The sequence below is a fragment of the Deltaproteobacteria bacterium genome (assembly GCA_016709225.1).
In the GTDB taxonomy this organism is placed as follows: domain Bacteria; phylum Myxococcota_A; class Polyangia; order Nannocystales; family Nannocystaceae; genus Xiheibacterium; species Xiheibacterium phototrophicum.
The window spans coordinates 3,221,351-3,248,167 of record JADJEE010000001.1 but is presented as its reverse complement, the minus strand read 5'-3'; the positions used below and the strand labels follow the sequence as shown (position 1 = coordinate 3,248,167).

Sequence of the window (26,817 nt, the reverse complement as noted above, 5' to 3'; positions counted from 1 at the left end):
ACAAGGCCCGTCGTCACGCCGCGGCGGGCTCGCGCCGGTGCTCCGACGCGGGGGCGATGGCGGCGATCGGGCCCTGCGCTCGCGCGCCCTCGGGCTCGCGCAGGGCCGCCCGCAGCGTCAGCGCACACAGCAACAGGTCGATCGTCACTGCCGGCTCGAGCGCTGCCACCGACGCGGGGGCGAGCGCCCGGGGGCGGTCATCGTCGCCCGCGAACGCGCGCTGCAGCATGCCGATCGCGAGGTGATGATCGCCAGGGGCGACTGCGTCGGGCGGCATCAGGCCGAAGCCCGCCAGCCAGCGCTCGCGGCGGGCCGAGGGAACCGCATGGCTACACACCCGCGCGCGCAGCTCGGCCGCGCGCGGCGACTCGTCGCGGGGCCCGAACGCAGCGCCGAGCAACACCTCCATCGCACCCCCGCGGCTGAGGAACCACAGCTGCTGCGAGGGATCGAGCGCGGGGAGATCGGAGGCCGTCGCCGGCGGCGAGCACGGGCGGCGGCGTGTGGGCCACTGGGCCGTCGGCAGTCCGAGGATGATCGCGAGCTCGGCCTCGAGCGCATCGAGTCGCGCGCGCGAGGTCGCATCGGCGGCGGCGATCACCCGCGCACGCGTGAGCGCGCCGAGCCACCGTGGTGATGCCGACACGACCCGCAGCAGCGGCGGCAGTGAGCCACCGAACAGCGCCGTCCACTGGCGCGAGAAGCCGCGTGCGGCCGGTCCGAGCGCGTCATCGGAGGGTGGGGACCACACGGCGTCGAGCTCTCCCACGCCGCTCGCATCGGCTCGCCCGCGGCGGGACTTGAGGTGGGCGGACGCGGCCCGTCGCCGCACGATTTCTCCCGCGAGGGCTTGCCGCGGGGACACCACCACCCAATAGGAGAACCAACCGAGACCAACGCCATGCACGCCGCAGAGTTCGCCCCAAACTTCCCGGAATCGATTGCCGACGCTCGCCTGCGCCAAGCCCCGCCGGTCTACCTCGGCCACTCGGCCGCGGCGCGACGGGTCCAAGCCATGATCCAGCGGGCCGTCCGCACCAACCTGCCGGTGCTCCTGGTCGGTGCCGCCGGCACCGGCAAGGAGAACATCGCCCGCATCCTGCATCACTTCGGTGGTGGTGAGGTGCCCACCCTCGAGGTCGTGCGCGGCAACGAGCAGCCGCGGCTCATGAACCTCGGCGCGTTCACCTACCTCAGCCGACTCGAGGACCTCCCGCTCGAGGAGCAGGCCCGCCTGCCCGCACTCACCGGGCTGGGCCGCATCGTCATCGGCACCCGTCTGCGCCCCGAGAGCGACGAGGGCCGCGCGCGCCTGCACCCGCAGATCGTCCGCTGGGCCTCGGGCATCCGCATCGACGTGCCGACCCTGGCCGAGCGCATCGAGGATCTCGAGCAGCACGCGATGGACATCATCGCCAAGACCGCGGCCAAGCGCGCCATCGGTGGCATCGCCGACAACGCGCTCGACTGTCTCCGCAGCTACCGCTGGCCCGGCAACCTCGACGAGCTCGCCGAGGTGCTGACCGCTGCCATCAACGCCGGCAACACCGAGCTCATCGAGCTGCGCGATCTCCCGTCGAAGCTGCGCGTGCGCGACGTCCATCACGCCCGCGCCGAGTCGCCCGAGCGCCAGCTGTGCCTCGAGGAGTCGGAGAAGCAGGCCATCCGTCGCGCGCTGAACTACGCCCGCGGCAACAAGCGCAAGGCCGCGCGGCTGCTGCACATCGGCAAGACCACCCTGTACCGCAAGCTGAAGCAGTACGACCTCGAGTAGTCCCCGCCCTTCGTCCCCACGGTTCGTCGTCGTCGTCGTTGCTCCGCGGGCCGCGACGCAACCCACGCCCAGAGGCCGCCCCTGCACGTCAGGGGGGCCCTTGGGGGTGGGTTGCGATCGCGGCCCGAGTCGTGTTCGCCTTCGGCGGTGTCCGCCCCCTCGACCCCGGCCGCGCGCCCGACCCTGCGCGAGTTCGTCCCGCACGCGCGCACGCGCGACGGCGACGTGATCCTCGAGCGCTTCATGTCGTGGATCGCGACCACCGGCCTGTCGCCCTACCCGGCGCAGGAGGAGGCCGTGCTCGAGCTGTGCGCCGGTCGCAACGTGGTGCTGGCGACCCCGACCGGCTCGGGCAAGTCGTTGGTCGCGCTGGCGGTGCACTTCAAGGCCTGCTGCGAGCGCCTGCGATCGTTCTACACCTCGCCGATCAAGGCGCTGGTGAGCGAGAAGTTCTTCGAGCTGTGCGCCGAGCTGGGCGCCGAGCACGTCGGCATGCTGACCGGCGACGCCAGCATCAACCCCAAGGCGCCGGTGATCTGCTGCACCGCCGAGGTGCTGGCCAACCTCGCGCTGCGCGACGGGCCGATGGCCGAGGTGGACTACATCGTCATGGACGAGTTCCACTTCTACGCCGACCCCGACCGCGGCATGGCCTGGCAGGTGCCGCTGGTCACGGTGCCCCACGCCCGCTTCCTGCTGATGTCGGCCACGCTCGGCGACGTCAGCCCCTTCGTCGAGGGCCTGCGGTCGTTCACCGGCGCCGAGGTCACCGTGGTGCGCTCGGAGGATCGCCCGGTGCCGCTCGACTTCGAGTGGCGCGAGACCCCGGTGCACGAGACCATCCACGACCTCGCGCAGGATGGTCGCGCGCCGATCTACGTGGTCAACTTCACGCAGCGCGAGGCCGCCGAGCTCGCACAGGACCTGCTCTCGGTCAATCTCTGCACCCGCGAGGAGAAGGATGCGATCGCGGCCGCGATCGGTGACACCCGCTTCGACACCGTCTATGGCCCCGATCTGAAGAAGCTGGTGCGCCACGGCATCGGCCTGCACCACGCCGGCATCCTGCCCAAGTACCGCACGCTGGTGGAGCGGCTGGCGCAGCGCGGGTTGCTCAAGATCATCGCCGGCACCGACACCCTCGGGGTCGGCGTGAACGTGCCGATCCGCTCGGTGCTGTTCACCAAGCTGTGCAAGTTCGACGGCAGCAAGACCCGCATCCTCTCGGTCCGCGACTTCAAGCAGATCGCCGGTCGCGCCGGCCGCAAGGGCTTCGACGTGCGCGGTTGGGTGCTCGCGCAGGCGCCCGAACACGTCATCGAGAACAAGCGGCTCGAGGCCAAGAGCGGCAAGAAGAAGTTCGTGCGCAAGCAGCCGCCCCAGCGCGGCTATGTGCCATGGGACGCGGCGACCTTCGACAAACTGCGCGACGGCCAGCCCGAGCCGCTGACCTCGCAGTTCGAGATCACCCACGGCATCCTGCTCACGGTGCTGCAGCGCGAGGTCGATCCGCTCGCGCGCCACGGTGGCTACCGCCGCATCGTCGAGCTCATCGGTCGCTCCTACGAGCGCGCCGGCGCGCAGAGCCGCCATCGTCGGCGCGCTGCCGAGATCCTCCGCGACCTGCGGCGCGCCGGGGTGGTCGAGCTGGTACCCGACGTGCGCCGCGGCCGGCCCGCGCTGCGCGTGGTGGAGTCGCTGCAGCGCGACTTCTCGCTGCACCACACGCTGTCGCTCTTCCTCATCGACACGGTGCTACAGCTCGACCCCGACTCGCCCACGTTCGCGGTCGACGTGTTGTCGGTGGTCGAGTCGGTGCTCGAGTCGCCCCACGCGATCCTGGCGCGGCAGATCGATCGCCTCAAGGGCGACCTCATCGCGCAGCTCAAGGCCGAGGGCGTCGAGTACGAGCAGCGCATGGAGGCGCTCGAGAAAGTCGAGCACGTCAAGCCGCTCTCGGAGCTGCTCTACGCCCGCTACGACGCGTTTCGCACCAAGCACCCGTGGGTCGCCAGCGACAACGTCCTGCCCAAGTCGATCGCCCGCGATCTCTACGAGCGCTACCTCGGCTTCAATGGCTACGTGAAGGAGTACGGCCTGCAGCGCAGCGAAGGCGTGCTGCTGCGCTACCTGACCCAGGCCTACAAGACGCTCGCGCAGAACGTGCCCGACGGCTGCAAGACCGAGCCCGTGCACGAGCTCGAGGCCTGGCTGCACGCCATGCTCGCTCGGGTCGACAACACGCTGCTGAAGGAGTGGGAGCGCATGCTCGCGGTTGCCAGTGGCGACACCGCAGCGATCGACCCCGAGCACGTGCTGCCGCCCAGCGATCCGGCCAGCGACCCACGGCGCTTCGCGGTGCGCGTGCGCGCCGAGCTGCATGCGCTGGTCGCCGCGCTGGCCGAGGGCGATCACGAGGAGGCCGCGGTGGTCGTGCGCGACGAGCCCGACGCGCCGTGGACACCCGAGCGCATCGCGGCTGCGATCGCGCCGTACTTCGATGAGCACGGACGCCTCGATGCCTCGCCGCGGGCCCGCGATGTGCGGCTGACGACGCTGCACGCGACGGGCCCGCGCACCTGGTCGTGCGCGCAGATCCTGCTCGACGACGAGGGCGAGACCACCTGGGTGATCGAGGGTGAGATCGATCTCACCGATGCCACCGCCTACGAGGGCCCGCTGCTGCGCCTGCGGGCGATCCACGGCTAGTACCTCGACACAGCGATAGTGACGGGCCATAACACCGCCCTGACCGCGCCTCGCTGCGTTGCCGTACCTTGAAATACGCCCGGTATTCCGGCGGCACGGCGCCTTGCGGAGTCGCGGCCATGACGGCGTTCTGACCCATCACTATCGCTGTGTCGAGGTACTAGCCGCTACGCGGGGCCGCTTGCACGGTGCGTCCGGCGTCGAAGGCTGGGGGCGATGAAGACCTCAGCTGCCATGCTCGCGCGCGTCTTCGCGCTGACCGTATTCGGCGCTGGCCTCGGGGTGTATGCCGCCTGCGAGAGCGGCAAGCAGACCCGCACGCCCGGCGACGACCAGGACCAGGAGGCCGCCAACCTCTGTACCGAGTACGACACCTGCGATGCGTGCATCGCAGGCCAGGAGCGCAAGGGCAACAGCCGCGGCGCCGCGGAGACCGAGTGCGGCGCCGCCGTGCTCGGCTGCTGGACCACGTGGGACAAGCCCATCACCTGCGGCGGCAAGGAGCAGCAGGGGCCCGAGTGATCGCATGCGCGCGCCGTCACGGTGACGGCGGGCGCAGCAGCGAGTGCACCGCGGTCGCGATTTCCTCGGGCGCGCGTCGGCCCCAGTCGCCGCCGGACAGCGGCTTGCCCTGCGGACGGCCACGCGCGTCCACGCGGTAGAGGCTCGGGATCTGCGGTGCGTCGAAGCCAAGCCCGTCGAGCTCGCCGTCGAAGGCGTCGACGTCGACGCGCACCAACACGCTGCCGCGCAGCGCCTCGTCGAGCGCACCGCCTGCGATCAGTCGATCGAGCTTCTTGCACGGCGCACACCAGCCCGCCCACAGCTCGACGGCGATGGGCCGACCTTCACGCTGGGCCCGCGCGGACGCGGCGGCGAGCTGCTCGGCGAGGGGACCGGCCTGGGTGTCGACGTCGACCAAGCGAACGGCGTCGTCGTCGGGCGCCGTCGTCGGGTTTGGCTGCGGGTTCGCCTGCCGGTCGGGCGCCGCCGTCGTCGCGACGGATGCGGAGCCGCCGTCGGGGGCCGCCGTGGCCTCACTCGGCGCGTGGGCGTTGCTCGCCGGCGTCGCGGCGGGGCGGGCCTCGTCGCGGGCACAGCCACCGTGCAGCGCCGCGAGCACGCAACACGTCGCGAAGACACCACGCGTCATGGCGGGGGCTCCTCGGTCGCGTCCGCGGGGGGCCGTCGACCCTGGGCGATCCACGCATCGAGCAGGGCGATGTCGTCGAGGGGCAGCGGTGGCAATGCCAGCGGCATGCCGCGGATGCCGGGCACCGGCGCGCCGGCGACCTCGGCGTGTCGCGCCAGCAAGTGCGCGATGATGCGCGGCGTACCATCGGGCAGCGGCGCGAGGATCGATCGACGCTGGCCGTCGTCGCCGACGCTGCCCGACAGCACGCCGGCGTGGCTGTTGAGATCGAGCGCCCGTCGTGGGAAGCCGAAGCCGCCGCTGTAGCCGGGACCGCCGTCGCCGATCACGATCTCGGGGTTCGAGTGGCAGTGGCGACAGATGCGATGGAAGATGCGTGCGTCGACTTCTTCGTAGCTCACCGCGCGCTCCAACCGAGCCGGCCGCGCGGGGATCGGCGTCGGCGCGGTGGGCTGCAGCGGGGTCTGCAGCAGATACGCCGCCACGTCACGGATCTCGGCCTCGTCGAGCGGGATCTTCGGCATCGCCGCATCGGCCTCGACCGCGCTGGGATCGCGCAGCCACGCCTGCAGGGCCGCGGGACGCATGCGCGTGCGGACGTGGGCGAGGTCGGGCGCGAGCTGCTGGGCGCGGGCGAGCGCCGCGGGCTCGAGCGTGATCGTCAGGGTGCCCGCCGGCAGCGCGGGCGCACCCTGCATGCGATGACAGACCCCGCAGGCCTTCGACTCCATCACCTTCCGGCCACGGGTGGCATCACCGACCGCGGGCGCGGGCTGCTCGGCTGCGGGGGCCAACCATGCCGCGAGCGCGGTGACGTCGGCAGCCGGCAAGGCGAAGCGAGGCATGGACGCGTCGAGGTTGGGTCGCAGGTCGTGGGTGTCGCCGAGGAACTGCACGATCCACGCGCGACGCAGCCGCGTGCTCGCCGAGAGCCGCGGTACCTCGACCAGCGAGTGGATGCGCGACTGCCAGGCGGCGAGCTCGGCAGGCGCGGCGGGGTAGCGGCCCGCGAGGATCTCGACGTGGCAGCCGGCGCAGTCGAACTCGGCGGTCGGCGGCGCGATGCCCTCGATGGTGTGGCAGCGGTTGCACTCGTGCTGCACGAACAGCGCTGCACCGCGTGCGACCGCGGCGGGCTCGGCCGCCGCCTCGAGGACCGGCGCGACCTCGGTGGAGCTCGGACTGGGACCCTCCGCCGGCATGGCGACGGTCGCGGCCGTCGGCCCTGCGGCATCGCGCGGCGCACCCGAGTCGCACGCGGCCATCCACGCCGCGATGCCCAGCGCCGCGATCGCGAGCGCGCCGCTGCGGTGACGCATCGCGGGTCGATCCCTCAGGCCTTGCACCCGCCGGCACCGCCGAGGTCACGGCAGCGACCCAGGGCCGCGTCGCGCAGGCTCGGGTCACCTTCGAGCTGGGCGAGCATCGCGTAGCCCTGCGCGTTGGGCATCACGTCGCGCGCCGAGAGATCGCGCAGCATCGTGCGGGCGCGACCGCGCTGGTACTCGTCGGCGGCGAGCGCCTCGGCGAGCTGCAGCTGGATCACGACGTTGTCGCGGGCCAGCGCCGACTGGTACGTGAGCACCAGCTGGGCCCAGGCGAGGTTGGCCGGGCGCTCGCCGTCCACCACCTCGATCGCACCGCCGCTGCGCACCGTCGCCATCGCGAGGGTCCGTTGGGCCCGGGTGGCCAGCGCCGCAGCGTCGGCGGGCGGCAGCTGACCGAGGTTGGGGACCGCGCGCCGGGCCAGGGCAGCCGCCTGTTCATGCTTGCCCTGTGTGAGGGCCTTCTCGGCCGCGAGCACGTCACGCTGGGTGGTATCGACCTGCTTGGCGAGCTTCGGCTGCGGCGGCGGCCGGCGCAGGCAGGCCCCCGCCGGGCTCGCGATCGCACCCATCACACCCGCCATCACCACCACCATCGCTGCGCTTCGCATGGGTCGTCGTCTCCGCAGGAAGCACTAGACGCACGATGGCGTGCAAAGGTTCCCCGAATCGTCGCCGTTCGCCCGTCGAGTGACACTGCGCAACGATTCTCGGGGGTTGCGAAGAGCCGGTGGCGACGTGGCTCGCTGCTCCGCTATGGCGGCGGCCCGTCGCCATAGTGGACCGCGAGGATCACGAAGTTGGCGGGGCCGCGGGGGCGCGCCACGGTGATCTCGTCGTCGGGCTCGCGGCCCATGAGCGCACGACCCATCGGCGAGTCCATGCTGATGAGGCCGCGATCGGCGTCGGTCTCGTCGGGGCCGATGACCCGGTAGGTGTGGCGGCCACCATCTTCGTCCTCGAGCACGACCCACGCACCGAAGCCGATCCGCGTGCCGTTGTCGCGCTGCGACTCGGGGTGCACGATCTTCATGCGCTCGAGCCGGTCGGAGAGGAACTTGAGGCGGCGATCGATCTCCCGCAGGCGGCGTTTGCCGTACTGGTACTCCGCGTTCTCGGATCGATCGCCGTGGGCGGCGGCGGTCTCGACCTCGTGGGTCACGCGCGGGCGCTCGACCTTCCACAGCCAGTCGAACTCGTCCTTGACCTTCTTGTGGCCCTCGGGGGTGATGTAGATCGGCAGGATTGCGGTGCCCACGGACCGTTGGTTTTGCCACAAGTGCGCGCGGTCGATCGGCAAGAACTCGCGCTCGCAGGTGATCGCGGACCCGCCCATGGGCACCACCCGTGCGAGAACCCCACCGCATGTGCCGAAACCACTGGATGACCGCCGTCGCGTCGATCTCCGCCCTCGTCGTCACCGCTGGCCTGCCCCAGCGTGCGTCCGCGCGCCGCGAGCCCGGCCTCGCCGAGGGCACCGCCGCCGCGCCCACGCCCACGGCGCCGTCCGTCGCGCCGGTGCCGGTGGCCGCCGCGGTCGCGGCACCGGCGGCCGTGACCGCCGCACCGAGCGTGGCGACCGTGCCCGCCGCGACCGTGCCACCGCCGGTGGTGGTCGCTGCCACGGCGCCGACGTGTTGCGCCGCGCCGCCCGCCCCGACGACGTCGCTCCGCGAAGCGCGGGGCATGATCGTCGGTGGCGCGGTGATGTTCACGCTCGTGTATGGCTTCACGGCGCTGGGCGGTGCGGTCGCGATCGACCGCGCACGCAAGTCGCGGCCGCCGGGTAGCCCCGCGCCGCACGCGGGGCGCGAGGCCTACGGGCGCGCACTGCTGGTGCCGTTGGTAGGCCCGTTCCTCGCGATGCCCCGCACGCACTCCGCCACCGACCGCTGGCTCGACGCGGCGGCCGGCGTACTGCAGCTCGGCGGTGCAGTGTTCACGCTGGTGGGCGTGGCGCAGGCCCGGCGCATCCGCATGTTCGAGCGGTTCCGGATGTCGGCGGGCATGCAAGCCGGCGGCGCCCAGCTGTCGTTCAGCGGCCGCTTCTAGCGCTGCGGCGTCGCTCGAACGGCGGGTCGCCGTGCGACGAGGCAGCCGCAGCGGGTCGCGGCTCTGCCGGCAGTGCCAGCACCTTCTCGCGCACGCGATGCATGCGGCGATCGAGCAGGGCAATCTTGTCGGGCAACACGCGATCGAGGATCGAGCGCATGGGGTTGCCGAAGAAGAACGTCACGTTGCGCAGGATCCACTGATTGGCGTCGGCGCGGGCGCGGTCCTCCGGGTCCGCAGCCGCATCGGCCAGCACCAGCGCATTGGCCTCGATGTGGTGTGCGATCGCGCTGCGGTAGGCGCTGACCTCGAGGTTGCCGAACTCGGTGTGGATGAAGAGGCCGATGCCGAGCCGCAGCAGCTCGCGGTAGACCCGGAGCTGATCGCGGAGCATCAGGCGCGCGAGCTCGTTGCGCTCGGCCGCGGTGGTCGACTCGCAGAAGCTCCACGAGCCGCGGCCCTCGTCATCGCGCCCGCGGTAGATGCAGACCCGCACGACGTCCGACAACCGTCGAGCCTCCGCGAGGACCGCGGACTCGATCGGCCCCAAGCCGGAGCCCGCCCGCAACCGCGGCAGGCGGCGGGCGTCGACCCGCAGGTGCTCCGCCGGGTTCACCACGAGCGCCGACTGCTCCCCGTCGTGCGCACGGAACCGCTGCACGGAGAACGCGACCGACACCCACCCCACGTGCGGTCGGGCGCCGCCGGGCGCAAGCCCCTCGGGCGTCCCGGCGCGACCGCGTTCAGCGCGCGTCAGCCGCGGGGGCCCCCGACAGCGCCTCGACGAGATCGCCCAGCAGCCCCTGGATTTCGGCCACCGCCTCGTCTGGGTACTCGTCGTCGACATCTGGCGCGGTCCACGTCCCGCCCAGCAGTTCGTCCAGCACGATGCCTTGCATGGCCCCGAGCTTGGCGAACTGCCGGGGGCGTGCGCCAGTTTTCGGTGGGTTTGCGGCTGTGCCATACTCCGCCGCGGACGCGTCCAAGATGGCACTCCAACTGGCAACGGCCCTCATCGAGACCCGCGGCGCCTGCAAGCTGCCCAAGCTCGAGGCGGCGATGGAGAAGGCGCTGGTCGATCTCGGCTGGGAGCGCACCTTCGAAGGCAAGGAGGCGCCGACCCCGGCGCCCGAGGACGGCGCGGTGCAGTTCGTGCTCGTCGCCAACGAAGAGGGCGCCGCTGGCATCCAGGTCGACGACGAGCGGGTGGTGCGGGATCTGGCGCGCATCGTGTCCGAGCGCATCGACGTGGCGGTGATGCTGCTGCTGACCTCGGGCTCGCTGTTCGGACGTCGTTCGGTCGAGGTGGTGTGCCGCAAGTTCGAGTACGCCAAGGGCGAGGGCAACGAGCTGTCGGTGATGGCCGCCCACACCCGCGACGTCAGCGACGTCGAGCACAACGAGCTGCGCCAGGCCGACAACGCGCTGCGCTCGCGCATCAACAACGCCAACGAGTCGTTGCTGCGCGCCGAGGGCACGCCCGGCTTCAAGCCGAAGAAGGTCTTCCGCTACAAGCGCAACGTGCAGGCGCCGAAGTTCAGCTCGCCGCGGCTGGCCCGCTTGATGGAGCAGGTCGAGAACTGCGAGACCTACGAGATCGACGGCAAGGGCGAGCAGCCCATCGTCAAGCTGGTGCTCCCCGGCGGCGCCAAGAGCATGAGCTACCTGAAGGCCGAAGAGATCGCCGAGCTCGAGAAGGCGCTCGCCAGTCGGCCTGAGCTCGTGCGTCGTCGCGTGCCCTGACGCGCGCACGCGGCGATGGCGGTCACAGCCGCTGGCGGGGCCGAGGCGTCGGGTCGACGCCCCGCCCACGCGACGTCGATCAGTACGCCTTGGCGATCAGCACCCGCTGCGCCGACGGTGCGCCGCTCTTGATGCAGACGCCGGGCTGCGGCGCGGGGCCCTGACCCGCCAGCGGCACGCAGCGGATCGTCGCCTTGGTCTCGGCCTTGATCGCGGCCTCGGTTGCCGCGGTGCCATCCCAGTGGCACCACGCGAACGTGCTGCCCTCGCCCTTGAAGACCTCGAGGAACTGCTCCCACGTGTCGAGCGTCACCGATCGCTCGTCGCGGCGACGCAGCGCCTGGGCGTACAGATCGGCCTGGTAGGTGTCGAGTCGCGTGCGCACGGTGGCGAGGAACTCGGCCTCGGCGAGAAACTGCTTGCCGGTGCCAGCGGCGCCGTCGACCCGCATCTTCACGCACACCTGGCCCTTGTCGAGATCCTTGGGCCCGATCTCGATGCGCATCGGCACGCCGCGGCGCTCCCAGTGATAGAACTTCGCGCCCGGACGCAGGTCGCGGTCGTCGATGTGGACCTCGAGGAAGTCGCGGTAGCGGGCCCGCGGCTCGCTGATGTCGATGTCGCCGAGCGCCTTCGCCAGGCGGTCGGCGGCGGCCATCACCCGAGTGCGCTCGTCGTCATTCTTGTAGATCGGGATGATGACCGCGTGGATGGGTGCCATGCGCGGCGGCAGCACCAGTCCCGCGTCGTCGGAGTGGCTCATGATGAGCCCACCGACCAAGCGGGTGGAGACGCCCCAGCTGGTCTGCCACACGTACTCGAGCTCGCCGCCCTCGGACTGGAACTTCACGTCGAAGGCCTTGCCGAAGTTCTGCCCGAGGTCGTGGCTGGTGCCGGCCTGCAGCGCCTTGCCGTCCTGCATGAACGACTCGATGCAGAAGGTCTCGACCGCGCCGGCGAAGCGCTCGGAGGCGGTCTTGATGCCACGGATGACGGGCATCGCCATCATCTGTTCGGCGAAGTCGCCGTAGACGTCGAGCATCCGGAGGACCTCCTGCATCGCCTCCTCGTGGGTCGCGTGCGCGGTGTGGCCCTCCTGCCACAGGAACTCGGTCGTGCGCAGGAACAGTCGCGTGCGCAGCTCCCAGCGCATGACGTTGGCCCATTGGTTGACCAGCATCGGCAGGTCGCGGTGGCTCGAGATCCACTTGCCGAAGAAGTGGCCGATGATGGTCTCGCTGGTGGGGCGGATGACGTAGGGCTCCTCGAGCTTCTCGCCGCCGGCGTGCGTGACCACCGCGAGCTCGGGCGCGAAGCCCTCGACGTGCTGCGCCTCGCGGGTCATGAACGACTGCGGCACGAGCAGCGGGAAGTAGGCGTTGCTGTGGCCGGTGGCCTTGAAGCGCGCGTCGAGGTCGCGCTGGATCTTCTCCCAGATCGCATAGCCGTATGGCTTGATCACCATGCAGCCCTTGACCACCTTCGCCGACTCGGCGAGGTCGGCCTCGCGGATGACGTCCTGGTACCACTGGGGGTAGTCCTCGGCGCGCGGCGTGATCTTGTCGGCCTTGTCGTTCATGACGGCGCGGAGCATGCCAAAGCCGACCGCGGCGGTCGAGCCAGGCCGGGCCCAGCTCACGCGACGTCGCGTCGGAACGCGCGCACGAGCCACCACGCGGCCACCAGCCCGGCGGCTGCGATGCCGGCGAAGCACCACGCGAGGCCGGCGTGGCCGTGGCGCGCCAGCGCAATCGCGCCCTGCGAGAGCGTGTCGAGCGGCAGGCCGAAGAAGCCCGCGATGGGGCTCGAGCCGGGCAGCCAGTGCGAGCGTCGCAGGTAGTTGAAGTCCGGTGAGCCGGTGGTGGTGAGGTGCAGCATCCACTCGAAGATGCTGTGCAGTGCGAGGTGTAGCTGCAGCAGCGTCGCCAGCAGCAGCACGCCCACGAGCACCGCCTTGCCGGTACGGCCGCGCGTGCCGCCGGGCTCGAACCACGTCGCCAGCGGCATCAGCAACAACGGCACCACCGGCAGGAGGTAGCGCGGCCCGATCGACCAACCCCCCCACCAGTCGCTCCGCAGCGCGACCACCAGCCACCGCGTGAGCGCGATCGCGAGGATGAACCACGCCGCCGCGGGGATCCGGCGCAGGCACCCGCGCCAGCGCACCGCGGCGAGCAGCAGCGGCGGCGAGTACAGCCACACGCTGCGCCCGGGGCCCACCAGCGTCGCGAGCATGCCTTCGCCCGGCGCGATCCAGTGGCTGTAGTGATCGTAGCGCCCGGTCTCGAACGCATCGCCGAAGCGCCACCACTGCCCCCACAGCAGCAACGCCAGGCTCGCGGCTGCGAGCGCGCACGCTGGCAGCAGCGCCGCGCGCACGGCCGGCTCACGCAGGCGTGCGCGCAGCGGCGCGGCGGCGTAGCCCAGCAGGCACGGCAGCGCGACCACGTTGAGTACGTGCACGTGGACGGCGATCGCGGCGAACAGCCCGGCGACGATCGACCACCGCCGTAGCTCGCCGATCTCGTCCACACCGGCGGCGAGCCGTTGGTGCAGCTCGGCGATCGCCCATGCGCAGCCGACCAGCGTGGCGGCGGACAGCGGCTCGGACAGGAACGTGCGGCTGTAGGGCCACGCCGCGGTGGCGAACGCGTGCACCAGCGCGACGCCGAGCGCCGCACGCCACGCGAAGCCCAGCGCCAGCAGCCATCGTGCGAGCAACCAGCCGGTGCACGCGGTGACCCACAGGTTCGTGGTCGTGACCGCGAGCCGGGTCCAGTCCGCCTCCGGCGAGCGCCGGTGCAGGAAGTAGTGATCGGATCGGATCGCGTGCCGCCAGGTCTCGGGCGCCCGCGGTGCGAGCCACTCGCCGACGCCGTACGCGGGCAAGGCGACCACCGACAGCGCGTGTCCGAAGAAGCCGTAACGCCGGCCGTCGCGACCCGGCGCCCACCCGAACGTGCCGTCGGGTCGGCCCTCGAGCTCGCCGGTTCGCTTGGGGATCCCTTCGATGGCGAGGCCGCCGTCCCGCCACAGCGCGCGCGTGGTCTGGAAGGCGATCTCGTCGTCCGGAAAGAGGATCCGGCCCGGCGCCGTCCAGGCGTACACCGCGAGGCAAACCACGAAATACGCCAGCGCGATGGTGCGGCGCGCTGGCGTGGGGAGGCCGGCCGGAGCGGGCGCGCGATCAGCCGCTCGTGCCACCGCTGGTCGACATGCACATCGAAGTGTCGAACGTGCAGGTCACCGAGTCACACGAGAGCGTGCCGCCGTTGAGGCCGAGGCTCATGCAGCTGAAGCCCTGCAGGTCGGTGCCGTCGCACTGCTCGCCGGGGCTGATCATGCCGTCGCCGCAGCCCTGGTCCATGGTGTCGCTGGTCGGGCCGGTGGTGCCCGGGTCGGTGGTGCTGTCGGCCGAGTCGGTCGTCGCACTCGCCGTCGTGCTCGCCGACGTGCTGGACATCGATGCGCCCGACGTCGAGGTCGAGTCGTCACCGCTCGTGCTGCCCGTGGCGGTCGCGGTCGCGGTCGCGGTCGCGGTCGCGGTGAACCCGGGGTCTTCCACGTCCTTGCCACACGCGGTTGCGAGCAGGACACAAGCCAGAATCGTCGTCGTGCGCACCATGGCGCCCACTTTGCGGTGAAGCGCGGTGCGAGGTCAAGCGGGCGACGAAGGGCGAGGTGCGGCGCGCGCTCACGTGGTCGCCGAAAAAAAAATTACGGATCCAGGGAGCCTGCGCCAAGCGACCGATCGCGTCGTTGCGCCGGGGCGCGGGCCGCCGCGGGCACCGTCGTCGCGCCGCGGCTGGATCCGCGCGCAGCGACTTGGTTCCCGCCGCCGCGTCGCTCGCGACCGAGACGGCCGCATCTGCGGCTCGGGGATGGCGTCGGCGCGCCCGCGGCGGGTTGTGACGCGCTTCGCAGCCGCATCCCGGCGGTTGGGCTATCCTCCGGCGGTGAGCGATCGCGAGCAGGTGACGACCCGGACGGCGCAAGGCCGCGCCCGGGACGAGGCGGAGATCCGAGGCATCGTCGGCGGTGGACCGCGCTGGGGCGGGCCCGTCGTCGCGTCGCTGCTCGCGCTGGCCGTATCGCTGCCGACGCATGCCGCCGCGCCTGAACCGGCGACCGCGGCACCGACCGCTGCCAAGGCCGAGGGGAAGGCCGCCGCGGCTCCGTCGGCCGCGGACATGGAAGAGGTCAAGCGGGTCTACGGCGAGGGCAAGGCGAAGTACGCCACGAAGGACTACGACGGTGCGATCGCCGACTGGACCCGCGCGCTGGCGCTGCTGCCCGAGACCGACGAGAACCTCGAGGTCCGCAACGACCTCGTCTACAACATCGCCACCGCGCAAGAGAAGGCCTACGAGATCGATCGCGACGTGACGCGGCTGCGCAAGGCCAAGGCGCTGCTCGAGGACTTCCTCGCCAACTACCAGCTGCTCTACAAGCCCGACGAGCGCACCATCGAGGAATTCAAGCGGGTGCGCGAGCGGATCGCGACGCTCGACACGCGCATCTCGGAGGCCGAGAAGCACGCTCCGCCGCCGGTCGTGGTCGGGGTCGAGAACGCCGAGAAGAAGCGTCGCGATGCGGCGATGAACGAGATCCTCCGCACCGACCCGGTGTTGTCGAAGCAGTACAAGAGCGGGCGCGGCATGATCATCGGTGGTTCGATCGCGCTCGCAACCGGTGGCGTGTTCCTGCTCGGCGCGCTCGCGTTCGCGGGGAACTCGGGCCCGGGCGAGCGCGCGCTGCCGATCGCACTCGCCGGTGTCGGCGTCGCCGGTGTCGTCGCAGGCTCCGTGTTGCTGGGCTTCGGCGTGCCGCGGCGCAAGCACGCCAAGCAAGAAGCGGCCTCGCGTGTGGTGTTCGCTCCCACCCTCGTGCCGCGTCGTGCGGGTGCGGCCGGCTACGCCGGGCTCGGCGTGCTCGCGCGCTTCTAGGACACCGCGCCCCGACGCGGACGTTTCGAACGCGTGCCCGGTGACCAAGACGGCGAGCGGTGCTGCATGCTCGTCATCGCCGCGTGACGATCGGGGCGATCGAGGAGCGACAATGCCTGGTATGCGCGCTTTTGCAGCCGTCGACACGATGGTCGCATCGCTGCCGATCCGCGTTGATCGGATCCTTCGCGCGCCCGTACACTAGACCCCAGGTGGGAGCAGCATCATCCGATGCGCGCGTGATGTCCGATGGGACGCGGCTGGGCAAGTACCAGCTGCTGCGTCGGCTCGCGACGGGCGGCATGGCCGAGCTCTTCCTGGCTCGGGCGGCGGCGATGCACGGCTTCGAGAAGCTGGTCGTGCTCAAGCGCATCCTTCCGCAGCACGCCGAGAACGACGACTTCATCAAGATGTTCCTCGCCGAGGCGCGGCTGGCCGCGACGCTCCACCACCCCAACGTCGTGCAGGTCTACGACATCGGCGAGGACGCGGGGCACTGCTTCTTCACGATGGAGTGGGTCCAGGGGCAGGACCTGCGCAGGATCGTACGGGCGGCCCGCAAGGCCGAGGTGCCGATCCCGCTCGAGCACATCCTGCACATCATCACCGGCGTGGCCGCGGGCCTCGACTACGCCCACGACAAGGCGGGGCTCGATGGCGTGCCGCTCGGCATCGTGCATCGCGACGTGTCGCCGTCGAACGTGCTCGTCACCTACGACGGCGCGGTGAAGCTGGTCGATTTCGGCATCGCCAAGGCGGCCGCGTTCCAGAGCAACACCATCGCGGGCACGCTCAAGGGCAAGATCCCGTACATGTCCCCGGAGCAGTGCCGGGGCGAGGCGGTCGATCGTCGCAGCGACATCTTCTCGATCGGAACGCTCCTGTGGGAGCTGACCACCGGCACGCGGTTGTTCGCGGGTGACAACGAGATCGCGATCATCAACCGCGTCGCGCAGGGCGACGTGCCGCTGCCGACCAGCGTGCGCCCCGAGTATCCGGTCGAGCTCGAGGCGATCGTAATGCGGGCGCTCCACGCCGACCCCGAGCAGCGCTACCAGACCGCGGTGGAGCTGCAGCTCGATCTCGAGGACTTCGCCCGCGACGCGCGGCTGCCGGTGTCCCCGGCGCGCATGGCCATGTTCATGCGCGAGCTCTTCGCCGAGGAGATGCAGCTGACCGCGGCGCAGGTCCAGGCCGAGCGGTTCGAGGCGGCCAGCAGCGGGCAGGCGCCGGTCGTACCCGTCAGCCACGCCGGCGCGGAGCGGACGGTCGTCGAGAGCAGCGATGGTGTCGAGATCCCCAGCGAGCTGCTACCGCGCGCCGCGGTCGCGCGCATCGAGTCCGAGGTCTCGCGCAGCTCGCTGACGCAGGCCGAGCAGCCCACGCGGGTCGAGCTCGACGAGGCATCGCCAGCGAGCGATCGTCGCCGAGGGTGGCTCGCGGCGGTCGCGGCGGTCGCGGTGCTCGTCGTCGGCGGTGGGACCTTGGCGATGATGCGCGACGGGGGCAAGGCGGCGCAGGGGGCTTCGACCGCGGGTGCGCCCGCGGCCGCGCCGATCGTGCTGCGGGCCGAGGTCGAGCCCGAGGCGGCACCCGTCGTGGCCGAGCCCGAGGCCGCGCCGACGGTGGTGTTGGTGCCCGCGCCGATTCCGACCCCGGCGGTGCCGGCCGGCGATGCCCTGGTCCTCGACGAGGATCCCGCAGTAATCTCCAAGTCAGGCGCCGAGGGTTCGGGCCCGGTCGACGCCGCCGCCGACAGCGGTGAGGGCAAGTCCGGCAAGCCGGCCAGCAAGCCCGGGTCCGGCCGCACGAACCCGCGCAAGTCCGATCGCAAGCCCGCCGAGCCCAAGAAGCCCTCGACGCCCGAACCGACGAAGAAGCAGCCGAAGTGGGATCCCGACAGTCCAATGCCACCGATGTGAAGTCGTCGCGCGTGCGTGCCCAAAGCGGCGCGCGATGGACGGCGTGGGCGGTGGCGTGGACGCTCGCGGTGGCGGCGTCACCGGTCCACGCGATGCCGACCGATGCCGAGGCCAAGGCGCACCTCGAGCGGGGCAACGCGGCCTTCGCCAAGGGTGACTTCGACACCGCCGTCGACGAGTACCGCAAGGGCTACGCGAAGCAGGACGATCCCGCGTTCCTCTACACGTGGGCGCAGGCCGAGCGCAAACGCGGGCGCTGTGCGGCCGCCGTGAAGCTCTACAAGCGCTACATGGCGACCAACCCGCCCGAGCTGTCGGCCGATGCTGCGCGCGACGGCATCGTCAGCTGTGCCGAGGCGCTCGCCGCCGACGATCCACTGCCGCCGGTCGACGACACCACGCCGACCGACGACCCCGCCGATCCGCCACCGGCGGCGACCGAGCCCGAGGTGCCGCCGCCGGACACCGCCCCCGCGAAGCCCCGCCGCGAGCGCAAGCCCAAGGCATGGAATCGAGACCCGGCGGCGATCTCCTTGATGGTGGTGGGTGGCATCGCGATCGCCGGCGGCGTGGGGCTGCTCGCCGGCTCGTGGTCGTGGGTCGACAAAGCACCGAACTACGGCGCCTACGACGAGCGCATCGGCAAGCTGCGCGGGCTGCAGATCGGCGGCGGTGTGCTGCTCGGCGTCGGCGTCGGCGCGTTGGTGGGTGGCGTGGCGCGCATGATGGTGTTGCGCAAGCGCGAGCGCAGCAACACCAGCGTGGCGGCGACGTTCGATCGCAGCGGCGGCGGTCTCTCGCTCACGCACCGCTTCTGATCGCGTCGGGGCGCACCAACGTCGCGCCCCACGCCCACAGCGCCAGCAGCGGCAACAAGCTCCACACGCCGGGCAGCCCGAGCAGCAGCCCGAGGTTGCTGGCGAGCGCGTCCGTGCTGGCCTCGCGGTGCAGCACGTGGCCGAGCGCGAACTCCCACAGCGGGTTGCCGAACTGTGGCGCCTCGGGCATCGCTGCGGTCGCGAGCAACATCTGCCCCGCACTCACGAGCGCGAGCGTGGCGAAGGCGTGGGGTAGCTGCATCGCCGCCGGCACCAGGCCCAGCGCCAGCAGACCGAGCATGGGCACCACGTGGCGAGGGCCGATCGCGGCGCCACCGTCCCACATGTAATAGCCGGCGTTGAGCAGCAGGTAGTACGCGGCGGTCGCGGCCGCGAACGCCGTCGCGCCGCGGCCGAGTCGCTCGTGGGGACCACCGCGCGCGAACAACCCCCATGCCGCCAGCAGCAGCACCGGCGCCACGTAGAACAGGCCGCGATAGCTGCCGAAGAGGATCTCGAGCAACACCACCGGCCGCGGGCCCGCGATGCCGTAGCGGACCTGCATGCCGGCTGCGAACTCCGGCAGGTAGACCCAGTCGTAGCCGGTCGACCACGGGCTACCGAACGCGACCGTGTGGTACGTGGCGAGCACGACCACCCACGGCAGTGCCCCGACCGCGAGCCATCCCGCGCTGCGCAGGCCCTGACGCCACCACCACCACGCCGCGGCGACGACCGCCACCGGCGCTGCGGTGTACTCGGTGGTGACCGCGAAGCCGAGCGCGCAACCGATGACGATCGCGATGCCGAGCGAGGCGCGACGCACGGGGGTCAGCAGCAGTGCGGCGGTTGCGACGAGCAGCAGCGCGCCGCAAGCCTCGTGGCCGTACAACGCGGTCGCGTAGGGCAGCGCCGGGGTCGCGAGCGCCAGCGTCAGCGCGCATGCGTTGGCGACCCGCACGCGCTCGCCACTGGCCCGGTAGGCCAGGGCCCACGCCGCGAGTGCGCCCATCACCGCCAGCAGACCGACGCTGCCGACGCTCGCGAACCACAGCGCGAGTCGATGGCTGCGGTTGTAGACCACGCGATCCCCCGGCTGTCGCTGCGCGAGGGTGGGGCGGCGTCCGGCCGTCGCTTCGCGGGGATCCTGCGGGATCACGCTGGCGCCCGGGGCCTCGCCGCCGGCCACCACCCGCAGCGCGAACGCGATCGCGTACGGCACCGTCGCGGCCAGCGACGTGCCCGGGGCCTTGTCGCAGTAGAAGTGGCCGTCGCGGTAGCTCTTGTCGCCGGTGGTCTCGTGATCGGGATCGATGATCGTGGAGCCGCGCTCGACCAACGCGCGGGTCAGTGCGAAGCGCGAGTTCTGGTTCCACGCCGGTGCCGGCACGAAGTACGCGTAGGTGCCGACGAGCAGCAGCGCGAGCTTGAGCACCGTGGCGCGGTGCCGCGAGAGCGGTGCGAGCAGGTCTCGCACGGCGAACTCGCCGGTGTCGTCGCTGGGCCCGCTCGCACTCACGACGCCGCGGGGCCGGCCTTCGCGATCACGCGGGCCGCGAGGGCCTCGCGCGCGCGCTCGGCGGCCTGCGCTTCGGGGGCCTGCGCCAGCCGCTGCAGCATCTGATAGGCGTCGTCGTAGCGACGTGCCGGATCGCGATCGAGGTTCTTGCGGAGCACCTCGCCGAGCTTGGGCGAGAGCCCCGGCACGCGCCGCGCCGGCTGCGAGATGTCGAAGCGCGCGAGTGCGTCGCGGGTCGCGGCCGCATCGGCGCCGGCCAGGCAACGCTGGCCGCGGAGCAGCTCCCACAGCATGACCGCCAGGCCGAAGAGGTCGCTCTTGGCGTCGGCGACGCCGTCGAGGCGCTCGGGCGCCCAGTAGGCGACATCGCCGGCGAAGCGATCGTCGTGCTCGGGGGCGAGCCAGCGGCTGCGCGCGGCGCCGAAGTTCCACAGCACCACGTCGCCGCTGCGCGAGCACAGCACGTTGCGGGGCGAGAGGTCGCGGTGGACAGCGGCCAGCGAGACGATCTCGCCGCCGTCTTCGATCTCCAGCTCGTGGAGGTGGCGCACCGCGTCGACGATCTGCGCGAGCACGTAGACGGCGAGCTCGCGGTCGAGCGGGGCGCCGGTGCTCTCGCCGCCCGCGAGACCGCACAGGCTCGCGAGATCGATGCCGTCGACGCGGTCCATCACGATGTACGGGACCCCGTCCTGTTCGCCCGCGGCGTGCACGGTGGGGATCGAGGGGTGGTTCAGCGCGCGCAGCAGGCGGCTCTCGTGCTCGAAGCGAGCGCGCCGCGCGTCACCCTCGGCGCCACGGCCAGGCTCGAGCAGCTTCACGAGATACGTGGCCTCGGCGGTCGCTGGCTCGTCCTCGTGGTACGCGAGGAAGACCTGGTTGCCGCGCTGCTCCACTCCCAGCGGCGCGACGAGGCGGTACCTGCCGAGGTGTTGCAGCTGCATGCGTGTACGGAGTGTGCAATGGGCGGCCGTCGGCTGTCCATCGCGTCCGGTCGACGCGCGAACTGGGGTAGGGTGGAGCCAGTGGACGATCGCGACCCGGTGGGTGGCCCGGCGCATGGCACTGCGGCAGCAGCGACGGTGACGCCGCTGGTGGTGCTCGGTGCGGGCCTCACCGGGCTCTCGACCGCCTATCACTCCCGACACCCGAGCTTCGTGCTCGAGTCGGCGTCGCGCAGCGGCGGCAAGGCCAGCAGCGATCGCCGCGACGGCTTCACGTTCGACATCACCGGGCACTGGCTGCACCTGCGTGATCCGAGGGCACGCGCGCTGGTCGAGCAGCTGTTCCCCCTGGGAGATCTCGTCGAGATCGAACGACGCACCGGCGTGCACAGCCACGGCGTGATGCTGCCGTACCCGTTCCAGGCCAACCTCTACGGCCTGCCGCTCGAGATCGTGCACGAGTGCCTGGTGGGGCTGTTCGAAGCCCATCGCGACCGCGAGCCGTTGCCACCCGGGGCCACGCTGCAGCGCTTTGCGGAGCATCGCTTCGGGGCCGGCATCGCGCGCCACTTCTTCGTGCCGTACAACACCAAGCTGTGGGGCGTGGCGCCCGATCGGCTCGATAGCGGCTGGGTCACGCGCTACATCCCCGTGCCGGAGCCCGCGCAGATCATCGCCGGTGCGATCGGGCTCGCGCAGGAGGGGCTCGGCTACAACGCGCGCTTCCTCTATCCCCGTGCCGGTGGCATCGACGCGCTGCCCTCCGCACTGCACGCCCGGCTCGAGCAGCGCGCACCGGGCTGCGTCCGCGTCGGTGCGAAGGTCGGCGCGATCGATCCGGTGCGTCGCGTGGTCGAGTGCGATGGTCGCTCGCTCGCGTACGGCAAGCTGGTCTCGACCATGCCGCTGCCGGACTTGATCGATCGCATCGACGGCGTGCCCAGCGAGGTCCGCGAGGCCCGCAGCGCGCTGCGCTCGATCGCGTGGCGCTACCTCAACGTCGCGACCCGCACGCCGACGCCGCGGCCGGAGCACTGGATCTACGTGCCTGCGCCGGAGCTGCCGTTCTTCCGCGTGGGCTCGTTCAGCAACGCGTTGGCGGCGATGGCACCGCCGGGCTGCGGATCGCTCTACGTCGAGCTGACCGATCGCCGCGCGGCGCCCGACTTGCCCGCGGTCATGCAGGCGCTGGTCGGTGTCGGCGCGCTCTCTGATCCCAGCGATGTGGTCTTCGCCGAGCAGCGCGACGTCGAGCACGCCTACGTGGTGTTCGACGACGCGCACGCCAGCGCGACTGCGACCATCCACGCTTGGCTCGCGCGCTATGACATCCGCAGCTGCGGTCGCTACGGCGCGTGGGTCTACAGCTCGATGGAAGATGCCCTGCTCGACGGCATGGAGGCGGCTGCGTGGGCGAACACGTGAACGACCAACCCGAGGTCTCGATCGTCATCCCGGTCTACAACGAGGAGAGCATCCTCGAAGCGAGCGTCGTGGGTCTGCACCGCGAGCTCCGCGAGGCTGGCGTCGTGTTCGAGATCATTCTCGCCGAGAACGGCAGCCGCGACCGCACGGTCGCGCTCGGGGCCGAGCTGCACGCCCGGCTGCCCGAGGTGTCGATGTTCAGCCACCCCGAGCCCAACTACGGCGGCGCGCTTCGACAGGCGATCTTCCGCGCGCGTGGGCGCTTCGTGATCTGCGAGGAGATCGATCTCTGCGACGTCGATTTCCACACCCGTGCGCTGGCGCTGCTGCGCGCCGGCGAGGCCGACATGGTCGTCGGCAGCAAGGCCATGCGCGGCGCCCACGACCACCGGCCGTGGCGTCGCCGCGTCGCCACCCGCGTGTACAACGGCATGCTGCGGCTGACGGTCGGCTTCCGCGGCACCGACACCCACGGACTCAAGGCGTTCGTGCGCGAGGTCGTGACACCCGTCGCGGCGTCGTGCGTGGTCGAGCACGATGTGTTCGCCAGCGAGCTGGTCGTGCGAGCCCATCGCGTGGGCCTGCGCGTGCTCGAGGTGCCGGTGCACGTCGAAGAGAAGCGCGCGCCATCGATCCGGCTGCTGCATCGCGTACCGAAGGTGCTGCGACACGTCGGCCGCTTGATGGTCGCGATCCACGGCCCCGCCGGTCGCGGTGACGACGGGGGCGGACGGCGGTGAGCCGCCGTCGCACGCTGGTGAGCGTCGACCTCGACGGCATCGGCTGCTACCACGCGATCCATGGCCTGCCGCCGCCATCGCCGGGTGAGGCCGGCATGGTGCTCGAGCGGTGCCTGCCGCGGTTCCTCGCGCTGTTCGACGAGCTCGACGTCCGTGCGACGTTCTTCGTGATCGGTCACGAGCTCGAGGCGTCGCCGCAGGGGGCCGCGGTGCTGCGGGCCGCGCTCGCGGCTGGCCACGAGCTCGGCAACCACAGCCACGCGCACGCCTACGACCTCTCGCGTTGGTCGGCGCACGCGCAGCTCGAGGATCTCGCGCGTTGCGACGCGGCCCTGCGCGCGATCGGGGCCGATCCGATCGGCTTCCGCGCGCCGGGCTACAGCCACGACGCGCGGCTGCTCGCGAGCGTCGATGCGCTGGGCTATCGCTACGACACCTCCGCGCTGCCGTCGCCCACGTACTACCTCGCCAAGCTCGGCGCGATGGCGCTGCACGCCCTCGCGGGGCGGCGCTCCCACTCGCTGGCCCGCGGTGCGGGGTCGTTCCTGGGCCCGCGCGAGGATCATGACATCGCCGGCACCGCGCTGCGCGAGCTACCGATCAGCGCAATGGGTCCGCTGCGGCTGCCGCTGGTGGGGACCTTCCTCCTCGCCGGTCCGCGGTGGCCGCGACAGGCGCTGCGCGAGGCGTCGCTGGCGAGCGCGCGCGTGCACCTGGAGCTGCACGGTCTCGACCTCGCCGACGAGCGCGACGACGCACTCTCGCCGACGCTACGGCGCGTGCAGCCGGAGCTACGGACGCCGCTGGCGATCCGGCGCGAGCGGCTGGCGAGCTGGTTGCGGGCCCGCGGTGGCGCGGTGGCGCTGCGCGATGCGATCGAGCGGGTGTGATCCGCCCGCGTTCACTCGACGTCCCCCTGGGCCTCGGCGACGCGGTTGCGCTTGCGCGTCCGCGTCATCGAGCTCTCGCGGCGCACCGCCATGGTCGCGAGGCGGTCGGCGTCCTCGTTGCCGGCGAGCCCGGCGTGGCCCTTGATCTTCAGCATCTCGAGACGGGGGAACTTGCCCAGGACCTCTTTGATCTCCGCGATGAGCTCGAGGTTGGTCTTGGCCTTCCAGCCCTGCACGAGCACGCCGAGGCTCCAACCGCTGTCGGTGTAGAGATGGATCTGGCGATCGGCCTCGTCGTCGCGCAGGTGCTGCAGGCCGCGGAGGATCGCCGTCAGCTCTGCGATGTTGTTGGTGCCGCTGCCGATGAACTCCGACAGCTCGAGCACCTCGTCGGGCCGTTGCAGCAACACGCCGACGCCTGCAGGGCCCGGGTTTCCCGAGCACGCGCCGTCGGTGTAGATGATGATCGCGTCGTCCTCGGGCGGGGCAGCGGGGGTTTCGCGGAGCACGGCGTTGGCTCCAGTGGTTTCCCGCGCGTTGCCACCCATCTCTTCGTCGGACACGATCTCGCCGCCGGCCTCGACGAGGTTCTCCGGACTCGCGCGGTAGGACTTCGCGGTCCCGAGGCGGTAACGCAGCTCGACGCGTCCGCGGTGGACGATCGGCTTGCCGCTCGCGAGCACGCGGACGTACACCGCCTGTCCCTTGAAGTCGTACTTCTTCCACGGCATGGCGGAGTCAGGCTACCAAGGCTGGCGCGCCCACGGTGCAGGGAGGCCGCGATCGGGAACACCGTTTCGCACGCGGGCGGGTCGGCCGCGAACCGAGGTCCCTCGCGCGGATGCGCCAACAGGGGTCGAAAACGTCCGCCGGAGCGCATTTCGAGCGTCGGCGCACGAACCTACGGTGGACCGCCCGAGACGGTCTTTGATCACGCCGGTTGCAGCCTTCTCGGGTGCCGGCGGATCGAGGAAACGCGCGCCGGGGGCCCACGCTTTCCAGTTGCACGGCCCAACCCCCTCGATTAGAACGGTCCCCCATGAAGCGGACGTTCGTCACCACCACCTTCACGCTGGCCCTCCTGGGCGTCGCTGCCTGCAAGGGCGGCGGTGCCGACTCGGCCAAGCTCATCCCCGACGCCGCGACCATGGTCGGCGGCATCGATGTCAAGGCACTCGTGGGCTCCAAGGCCTACGCGGACAACAAGGAAAAGATCGAGACCGGCGAGTTCAAGGAGATGGTCGACGCGGCCACCGCTTGCAACCTCGGCACCGACAAGTGGAAGAGCATCGCCTTTGGTGCGGATCCCACCAAGAAGCAGTTCGCCGTGATCATCTCGGCCGACGGCATCGGCAAGGACGAGAACCTCACCTGCATCCAAGGCAAGATCAAGGAGAAGCAGGGCAAGGATCCTTGGACGGTCGAGGAGAAGGACGGCAAGAAGACCCTCACGATGGACGACGGCGTCGGCTACATCGTGAACGAGGGCTCGCTCGTCGTCGCCAGCAAGGACTGGGCGGGCGCCGTGAAGGACCTGATCGACGGCAAGGGCAAGTCCGTGTTCGACGGCTCGCTCAAGGAGACCATCGGTCGCGCCAACACCGGCAAGCACATCTGGTTCGCCGGCACCCTGCCCGCGGACATGATCAAGGGCAGCCCCGCCGACGGTGCGAAGGACGTCGCCGGTAGCCTCGACCTGTCGGGTGGCATCGCCATCGACGCGTCGGTCGGCTTCGCCAGCGCCGACGAGGCCACCAAGAAGAAGGATGAGCTGCAGAAGCAGTTCGAGGGCGTCAAGGGCATGGCCGGCACCGTGGGCGTGCCGCAGTCGGTCGTCGACAGCGTCAAGATCGACGCCAGCGGCAACGCGGTCACCGTCTCGGCCAAGGCCAGCGACGACGACCTGAAGAAGATCAGCGAGACGGTCGGCAAGTAGTCCGCGTCTGCTCGCACGCTCGCTGGCCCCGCTTCCGGCAGGGTGCGCGGGCAGAACGCCGGGGGTAGCGCCCCCGGACCCACGAAGGGCCCCCGCAACGGGGCCCTTTCGTCGTTTCTCGCGTCGGGGATTCCGCGGGTGCGTGGCGCGCTAGGGCGACCTCCGCCGCCGATCCACGGGGCTTCCCAAGCGCGCCGGGGTGGGCCACACTCCGCGCCCGGCCGAACGGTTCGGCCGAACTTCGAACCAACCCCACGCGGCGTCGCGCGAGCGACCCCGCACCTTCCTCGTAGCTGCGGGCTCCAGCGTGGGCCCGATGGCGGCGACGACCGAGGTCGACCATGCGAAAGTCTCCCCAACAGATCGTGAACGAGCGCTACGGCGACAAGGCCAAGCTCATCGACGCCGTCATCGGCCTGATCGAGGCCCGCGGTGGTGAAGAGGCCGACGCGCACAAGCGCCGCCTTCGCAACGTGTCCAACGCCAAGCTGCTGCACCTCGTCGCGCTCGGTGAGCGCGTGAAGGAACTCGGCGGGCGCGACGCCATCGTGAAGAAGATCGTCGAGCTCAAGGGCCAGCCGAAGGACCACGAGTACGCCGACAAGCTGCGCCGCCTCTCGCTCGGGCGCATCGTCGACATGCTCGGCAGCCTGCAGCGTGCGGCGAAGCGCGACGGCGCCAAGGCTGCGCCGCCGGCGAAGAAGCCGGCCGCCAAGAAGGCGGCCGCCAAGGCGCAGGCCAAGGGCGCCTGAAGCCGTCGCAGGGGGCGCACGCATCGACGCGTGCGCCGCCGTCGACGGAGGACATCGGCGTCACGACGCGTCGCACGCTGCGTGACACCTGGGCGTGCTCGCCGTGTGAAGACGCAGCCTCGCGAGCGTGTGGCGCCGTCGCGTCGACACACCACGGAGACGTCGTGGT

At 71.4% G+C, this 26,817-nt stretch carries 26 protein-coding genes; 13 read left to right on the top strand and 13 right to left on the bottom strand.

What is annotated here, in order from left to right; all coding sequences use genetic code 11:
- Positions 1-13 precede the first annotated feature (13 nt).
- Positions 14-751 (bottom strand): hypothetical protein, encoded by a 738-nt coding sequence (locus IPH07_13295; GenBank protein ID MBK6918365.1) that lies wholly within the window; start codon positions 749-751, stop codon positions 14-16.
- A 150-nt stretch (positions 752-901) separates the two neighbouring features.
- Here IPH07_13295 and IPH07_13290 point away from each other — a divergent pair, with 150 nt between their 5' ends.
- The 3 genes from IPH07_13290 (at position 902) to IPH07_13280 (ending at position 5,005) form a co-directional block, all read left to right on the top strand.
- Entirely contained in the window at positions 902-1,774 is an 873-nt protein-coding gene (locus tag IPH07_13290) for a sigma 54-interacting transcriptional regulator (protein ID MBK6918364.1), read from the top strand.
- 147 nt (positions 1,775-1,921) lie between these two features.
- Complete coding sequence (locus IPH07_13285) at positions 1,922-4,483, top strand: DUF3516 domain-containing protein (protein ID MBK6918363.1); 2,562 nt, start codon at positions 1,922-1,924, stop codon at positions 4,481-4,483.
- A 216-nt stretch (positions 4,484-4,699) separates the two neighbouring features.
- Positions 4,700-5,005, top strand: a complete 306-nt coding sequence (locus IPH07_13280) for a hypothetical protein (GenBank protein ID MBK6918362.1) — start codon at positions 4,700-4,702, stop codon at positions 5,003-5,005.
- 16 nt (positions 5,006-5,021) lie between these two features.
- On the opposite strand, the gene IPH07_13275 is transcribed toward IPH07_13280, so the two are convergent.
- The 4 genes from IPH07_13275 to greB all read right to left on the bottom strand — a co-directional run bounded on the left by IPH07_13275 (position 5,022) and on the right by greB (position 8,297).
- The gene (locus IPH07_13275) at positions 5,022-5,636 is read right to left on the bottom strand and encodes a hypothetical protein (protein MBK6918361.1); all 615 of its coding nucleotides are present in this window, start codon (positions 5,634-5,636) and stop codon (positions 5,022-5,024) included.
- Entirely contained in the window at positions 5,633-6,955 is a 1,323-nt protein-coding gene (locus IPH07_13270; protein MBK6918360.1) for a c-type cytochrome, read from the bottom strand. The genes IPH07_13275 and IPH07_13270 overlap by 4 nt, the downstream gene beginning before the upstream one ends.
- Before the next feature lie 14 nt (positions 6,956-6,969).
- The gene (locus IPH07_13265; protein ID MBK6918359.1) at positions 6,970-7,572 is read right to left on the bottom strand and encodes a hypothetical protein; all 603 of its coding nucleotides are present in this window, start codon (positions 7,570-7,572) and stop codon (positions 6,970-6,972) included.
- A 143-nt stretch (positions 7,573-7,715) separates the two neighbouring features.
- Positions 7,716-8,297, bottom strand: coding sequence for a transcription elongation factor GreB (greB, locus tag IPH07_13260; protein ID MBK6918358.1), 582 nt, complete (start codon positions 8,295-8,297; stop codon positions 7,716-7,718).
- Between the two features lie 47 nt (positions 8,298-8,344).
- Between greB and IPH07_13255 the strand changes: the two genes are divergently transcribed.
- On the top strand, positions 8,345-9,013 hold the full coding sequence (locus IPH07_13255; GenBank protein MBK6918357.1) for a hypothetical protein: 669 nt from the start codon (positions 8,345-8,347) through the stop codon (positions 9,011-9,013).
- Here IPH07_13255 and IPH07_13250 read toward each other — a convergent pair.
- Together IPH07_13250 and IPH07_13245 are read right to left on the bottom strand one after the other, a co-directional pair.
- Positions 8,997-9,701 (bottom strand): hypothetical protein, encoded by a 705-nt coding sequence (locus IPH07_13250; protein ID MBK6918356.1) that lies wholly within the window; start codon positions 9,699-9,701, stop codon positions 8,997-8,999. The genes IPH07_13255 and IPH07_13250 overlap by 17 nt on opposite strands.
- A 55-nt stretch (positions 9,702-9,756) precedes the next feature.
- Positions 9,757-9,912, bottom strand: a complete 156-nt coding sequence (locus tag IPH07_13245) for a hypothetical protein (protein ID MBK6918355.1) — start codon at positions 9,910-9,912, stop codon at positions 9,757-9,759.
- 88 nt (positions 9,913-10,000) lie between these two features.
- Here IPH07_13245 and IPH07_13240 point away from each other — a divergent pair, with 88 nt between their 5' ends.
- Positions 10,001-10,756 carry a hypothetical protein gene (locus IPH07_13240; protein ID MBK6918354.1) on the top strand — a complete coding sequence of 252 codons (756 nt, stop codon included), beginning with the start codon at positions 10,001-10,003 and terminating at the stop codon, positions 10,754-10,756.
- A 79-nt stretch (positions 10,757-10,835) separates the two neighbouring features.
- On the opposite strand, the gene IPH07_13235 is transcribed toward IPH07_13240, so the two are convergent.
- From IPH07_13235 to IPH07_13225, 3 genes are all read right to left on the bottom strand, one after another.
- Positions 10,836-12,335 (bottom strand): proline--tRNA ligase, encoded by a 1,500-nt coding sequence (locus IPH07_13235; protein ID MBK6918353.1) that lies wholly within the window; start codon positions 12,333-12,335, stop codon positions 10,836-10,838.
- 56 nt (positions 12,336-12,391) lie between these two features.
- Positions 12,392-13,864 (bottom strand): hypothetical protein, encoded by a 1,473-nt coding sequence (locus IPH07_13230; protein MBK6918352.1) that lies wholly within the window; start codon positions 13,862-13,864, stop codon positions 12,392-12,394.
- A 79-nt stretch (positions 13,865-13,943) separates the two neighbouring features.
- Positions 13,944-14,381 carry a hypothetical protein gene (locus IPH07_13225; GenBank protein ID MBK6918351.1) on the bottom strand — a complete coding sequence of 146 codons (438 nt, stop codon included), beginning with the start codon at positions 14,379-14,381 and terminating at the stop codon, positions 13,944-13,946.
- A 73-nt stretch (positions 14,382-14,454) separates the two neighbouring features.
- Here IPH07_13225 and IPH07_13220 point away from each other — a divergent pair, with 73 nt between their 5' ends.
- The 3 genes from IPH07_13220 (at position 14,455) to IPH07_13210 (ending at position 18,442) form a co-directional block, all read left to right on the top strand.
- A complete protein-coding gene (locus IPH07_13220) occupies positions 14,455-15,702 on the top strand; it encodes a tetratricopeptide repeat protein (protein ID MBK6918350.1) in 1,248 nt (415 codons plus the stop codon).
- Between the two features lie 242 nt (positions 15,703-15,944).
- On the top strand, positions 15,945-17,624 hold the full coding sequence (locus IPH07_13215; protein ID MBK6918349.1) for a protein kinase: 1,680 nt from the start codon (positions 15,945-15,947) through the stop codon (positions 17,622-17,624).
- A gap of 11 nt (positions 17,625-17,635) precedes the next feature.
- Positions 17,636-18,442 carry a hypothetical protein gene (locus IPH07_13210; protein MBK6918348.1) on the top strand — a complete coding sequence of 269 codons (807 nt, stop codon included), beginning with the start codon at positions 17,636-17,638 and terminating at the stop codon, positions 18,440-18,442.
- Here the strand turns inward: IPH07_13210 and IPH07_13205 are convergent.
- Both IPH07_13205 and IPH07_13200 read right to left on the bottom strand, forming a co-directional pair.
- Positions 18,426-19,961, bottom strand: a complete 1,536-nt coding sequence (locus tag IPH07_13205; protein MBK6918347.1) for a hypothetical protein — start codon at positions 19,959-19,961, stop codon at positions 18,426-18,428. The two genes, IPH07_13210 and IPH07_13205, sit on opposite strands and share 17 nt — an antisense overlap.
- Positions 19,958-20,905 (bottom strand): serine/threonine protein kinase, encoded by a 948-nt coding sequence (locus IPH07_13200; GenBank protein ID MBK6918346.1) that lies wholly within the window; start codon positions 20,903-20,905, stop codon positions 19,958-19,960. Before IPH07_13200 ends, IPH07_13205 begins: the two co-directional genes overlap by 4 nt.
- 81 nt (positions 20,906-20,986) lie before the next feature.
- Between IPH07_13200 and IPH07_13195 the strand changes: the two genes are divergently transcribed.
- The 3 genes from IPH07_13195 to IPH07_13185 are packed head-to-tail and all read left to right on the top strand — an operon-like array spanning position 20,987 to position 23,960.
- Positions 20,987-22,330: an FAD-dependent oxidoreductase gene (locus IPH07_13195; protein ID MBK6918345.1), complete on the top strand. Its 1,344-nt coding sequence runs from the start codon at positions 20,987-20,989 to the stop codon at positions 22,328-22,330.
- Positions 22,327-23,070, top strand: a complete 744-nt coding sequence (locus tag IPH07_13190) for a glycosyltransferase family 2 protein (GenBank protein MBK6918344.1) — start codon at positions 22,327-22,329, stop codon at positions 23,068-23,070. Before IPH07_13195 ends, IPH07_13190 begins: the two co-directional genes overlap by 4 nt.
- On the top strand, positions 23,067-23,960 hold the full coding sequence (locus IPH07_13185; GenBank protein ID MBK6918343.1) for a polysaccharide deacetylase family protein: 894 nt from the start codon (positions 23,067-23,069) through the stop codon (positions 23,958-23,960). Before IPH07_13190 ends, IPH07_13185 begins: the two co-directional genes overlap by 4 nt.
- An 11-nt stretch (positions 23,961-23,971) precedes the next feature.
- On the opposite strand, the gene IPH07_13180 is transcribed toward IPH07_13185, so the two are convergent.
- Entirely contained in the window at positions 23,972-24,691 is a 720-nt protein-coding gene (locus tag IPH07_13180; GenBank protein MBK6918342.1) for a ribonuclease HI, read from the bottom strand.
- Positions 24,692-24,999: 308 nt separating this feature from the next.
- On the opposite strand from IPH07_13180, the gene IPH07_13175 reads away from it, so the two are divergent.
- Positions 25,000-25,896, top strand: coding sequence for a hypothetical protein (locus tag IPH07_13175; protein MBK6918341.1), 897 nt, complete (start codon positions 25,000-25,002; stop codon positions 25,894-25,896).
- 341 nt (positions 25,897-26,237) lie between these two features.
- Entirely contained in the window at positions 26,238-26,648 is a 411-nt protein-coding gene (locus tag IPH07_13170; protein MBK6918340.1) for a hypothetical protein, read from the top strand.
- The last annotated feature ends 169 nt before the right edge of the window (positions 26,649-26,817 follow it).

Excerpts from the sequence above, each read along its gene's own strand:
- IPH07_13255 (MBK6918357.1), top strand. The coding sequence starts at position 8,345 with ATGACCGCCGTCGCGTCGATCTCCGCCCTCGTCGTCACCGCTGGCCTG.
- greB (MBK6918358.1), bottom strand. The coding sequence starts at position 8,297 with ATGGGCGGGTCCGCGATCACCTGCGAGCGCGAGTTCTTGCCGATCGAC.
- IPH07_13175 (MBK6918341.1), top strand. The coding sequence starts at position 25,000 with ATGAAGCGGACGTTCGTCACCACCACCTTCACGCTGGCCCTCCTGGGC.
- IPH07_13245 (MBK6918355.1), bottom strand. The coding sequence starts at position 9,912 with ATGCAAGGCATCGTGCTGGACGAACTGCTGGGCGGGACGTGGACCGCG.
- IPH07_13275 (MBK6918361.1), bottom strand. The coding sequence starts at position 5,636 with ATGACGCGTGGTGTCTTCGCGACGTGTTGCGTGCTCGCGGCGCTGCAC.
- IPH07_13225 (MBK6918351.1), bottom strand. The coding sequence starts at position 14,381 with ATGGTGCGCACGACGACGATTCTGGCTTGTGTCCTGCTCGCAACCGCG.
- IPH07_13180 (MBK6918342.1), bottom strand. The coding sequence starts at position 24,691 with ATGCCGTGGAAGAAGTACGACTTCAAGGGACAGGCGGTGTACGTCCGC.
- IPH07_13265 (MBK6918359.1), bottom strand. The coding sequence starts at position 7,572 with ATGCGAAGCGCAGCGATGGTGGTGGTGATGGCGGGTGTGATGGGTGCG.
- IPH07_13290 (MBK6918364.1), top strand. The coding sequence starts at position 902 with ATGCACGCCGCAGAGTTCGCCCCAAACTTCCCGGAATCGATTGCCGAC.
- IPH07_13170 (MBK6918340.1), top strand. The coding sequence starts at position 26,238 with ATGCGAAAGTCTCCCCAACAGATCGTGAACGAGCGCTACGGCGACAAG.
- IPH07_13240 (MBK6918354.1), top strand. The coding sequence starts at position 10,001 with ATGGCACTCCAACTGGCAACGGCCCTCATCGAGACCCGCGGCGCCTGC.
- IPH07_13280 (MBK6918362.1), top strand. The coding sequence starts at position 4,700 with ATGAAGACCTCAGCTGCCATGCTCGCGCGCGTCTTCGCGCTGACCGTA.
- IPH07_13200 (MBK6918346.1), bottom strand. The coding sequence starts at position 20,905 with ATGCAGCTGCAACACCTCGGCAGGTACCGCCTCGTCGCGCCGCTGGGA.
- IPH07_13270 (MBK6918360.1), bottom strand. The coding sequence starts at position 6,955 with ATGCGTCACCGCAGCGGCGCGCTCGCGATCGCGGCGCTGGGCATCGCG.
- IPH07_13235 (MBK6918353.1), bottom strand. The coding sequence starts at position 12,335 with ATGAACGACAAGGCCGACAAGATCACGCCGCGCGCCGAGGACTACCCC.
- IPH07_13215 (MBK6918349.1), top strand. The coding sequence starts at position 15,945 with ATGTCCGATGGGACGCGGCTGGGCAAGTACCAGCTGCTGCGTCGGCTC.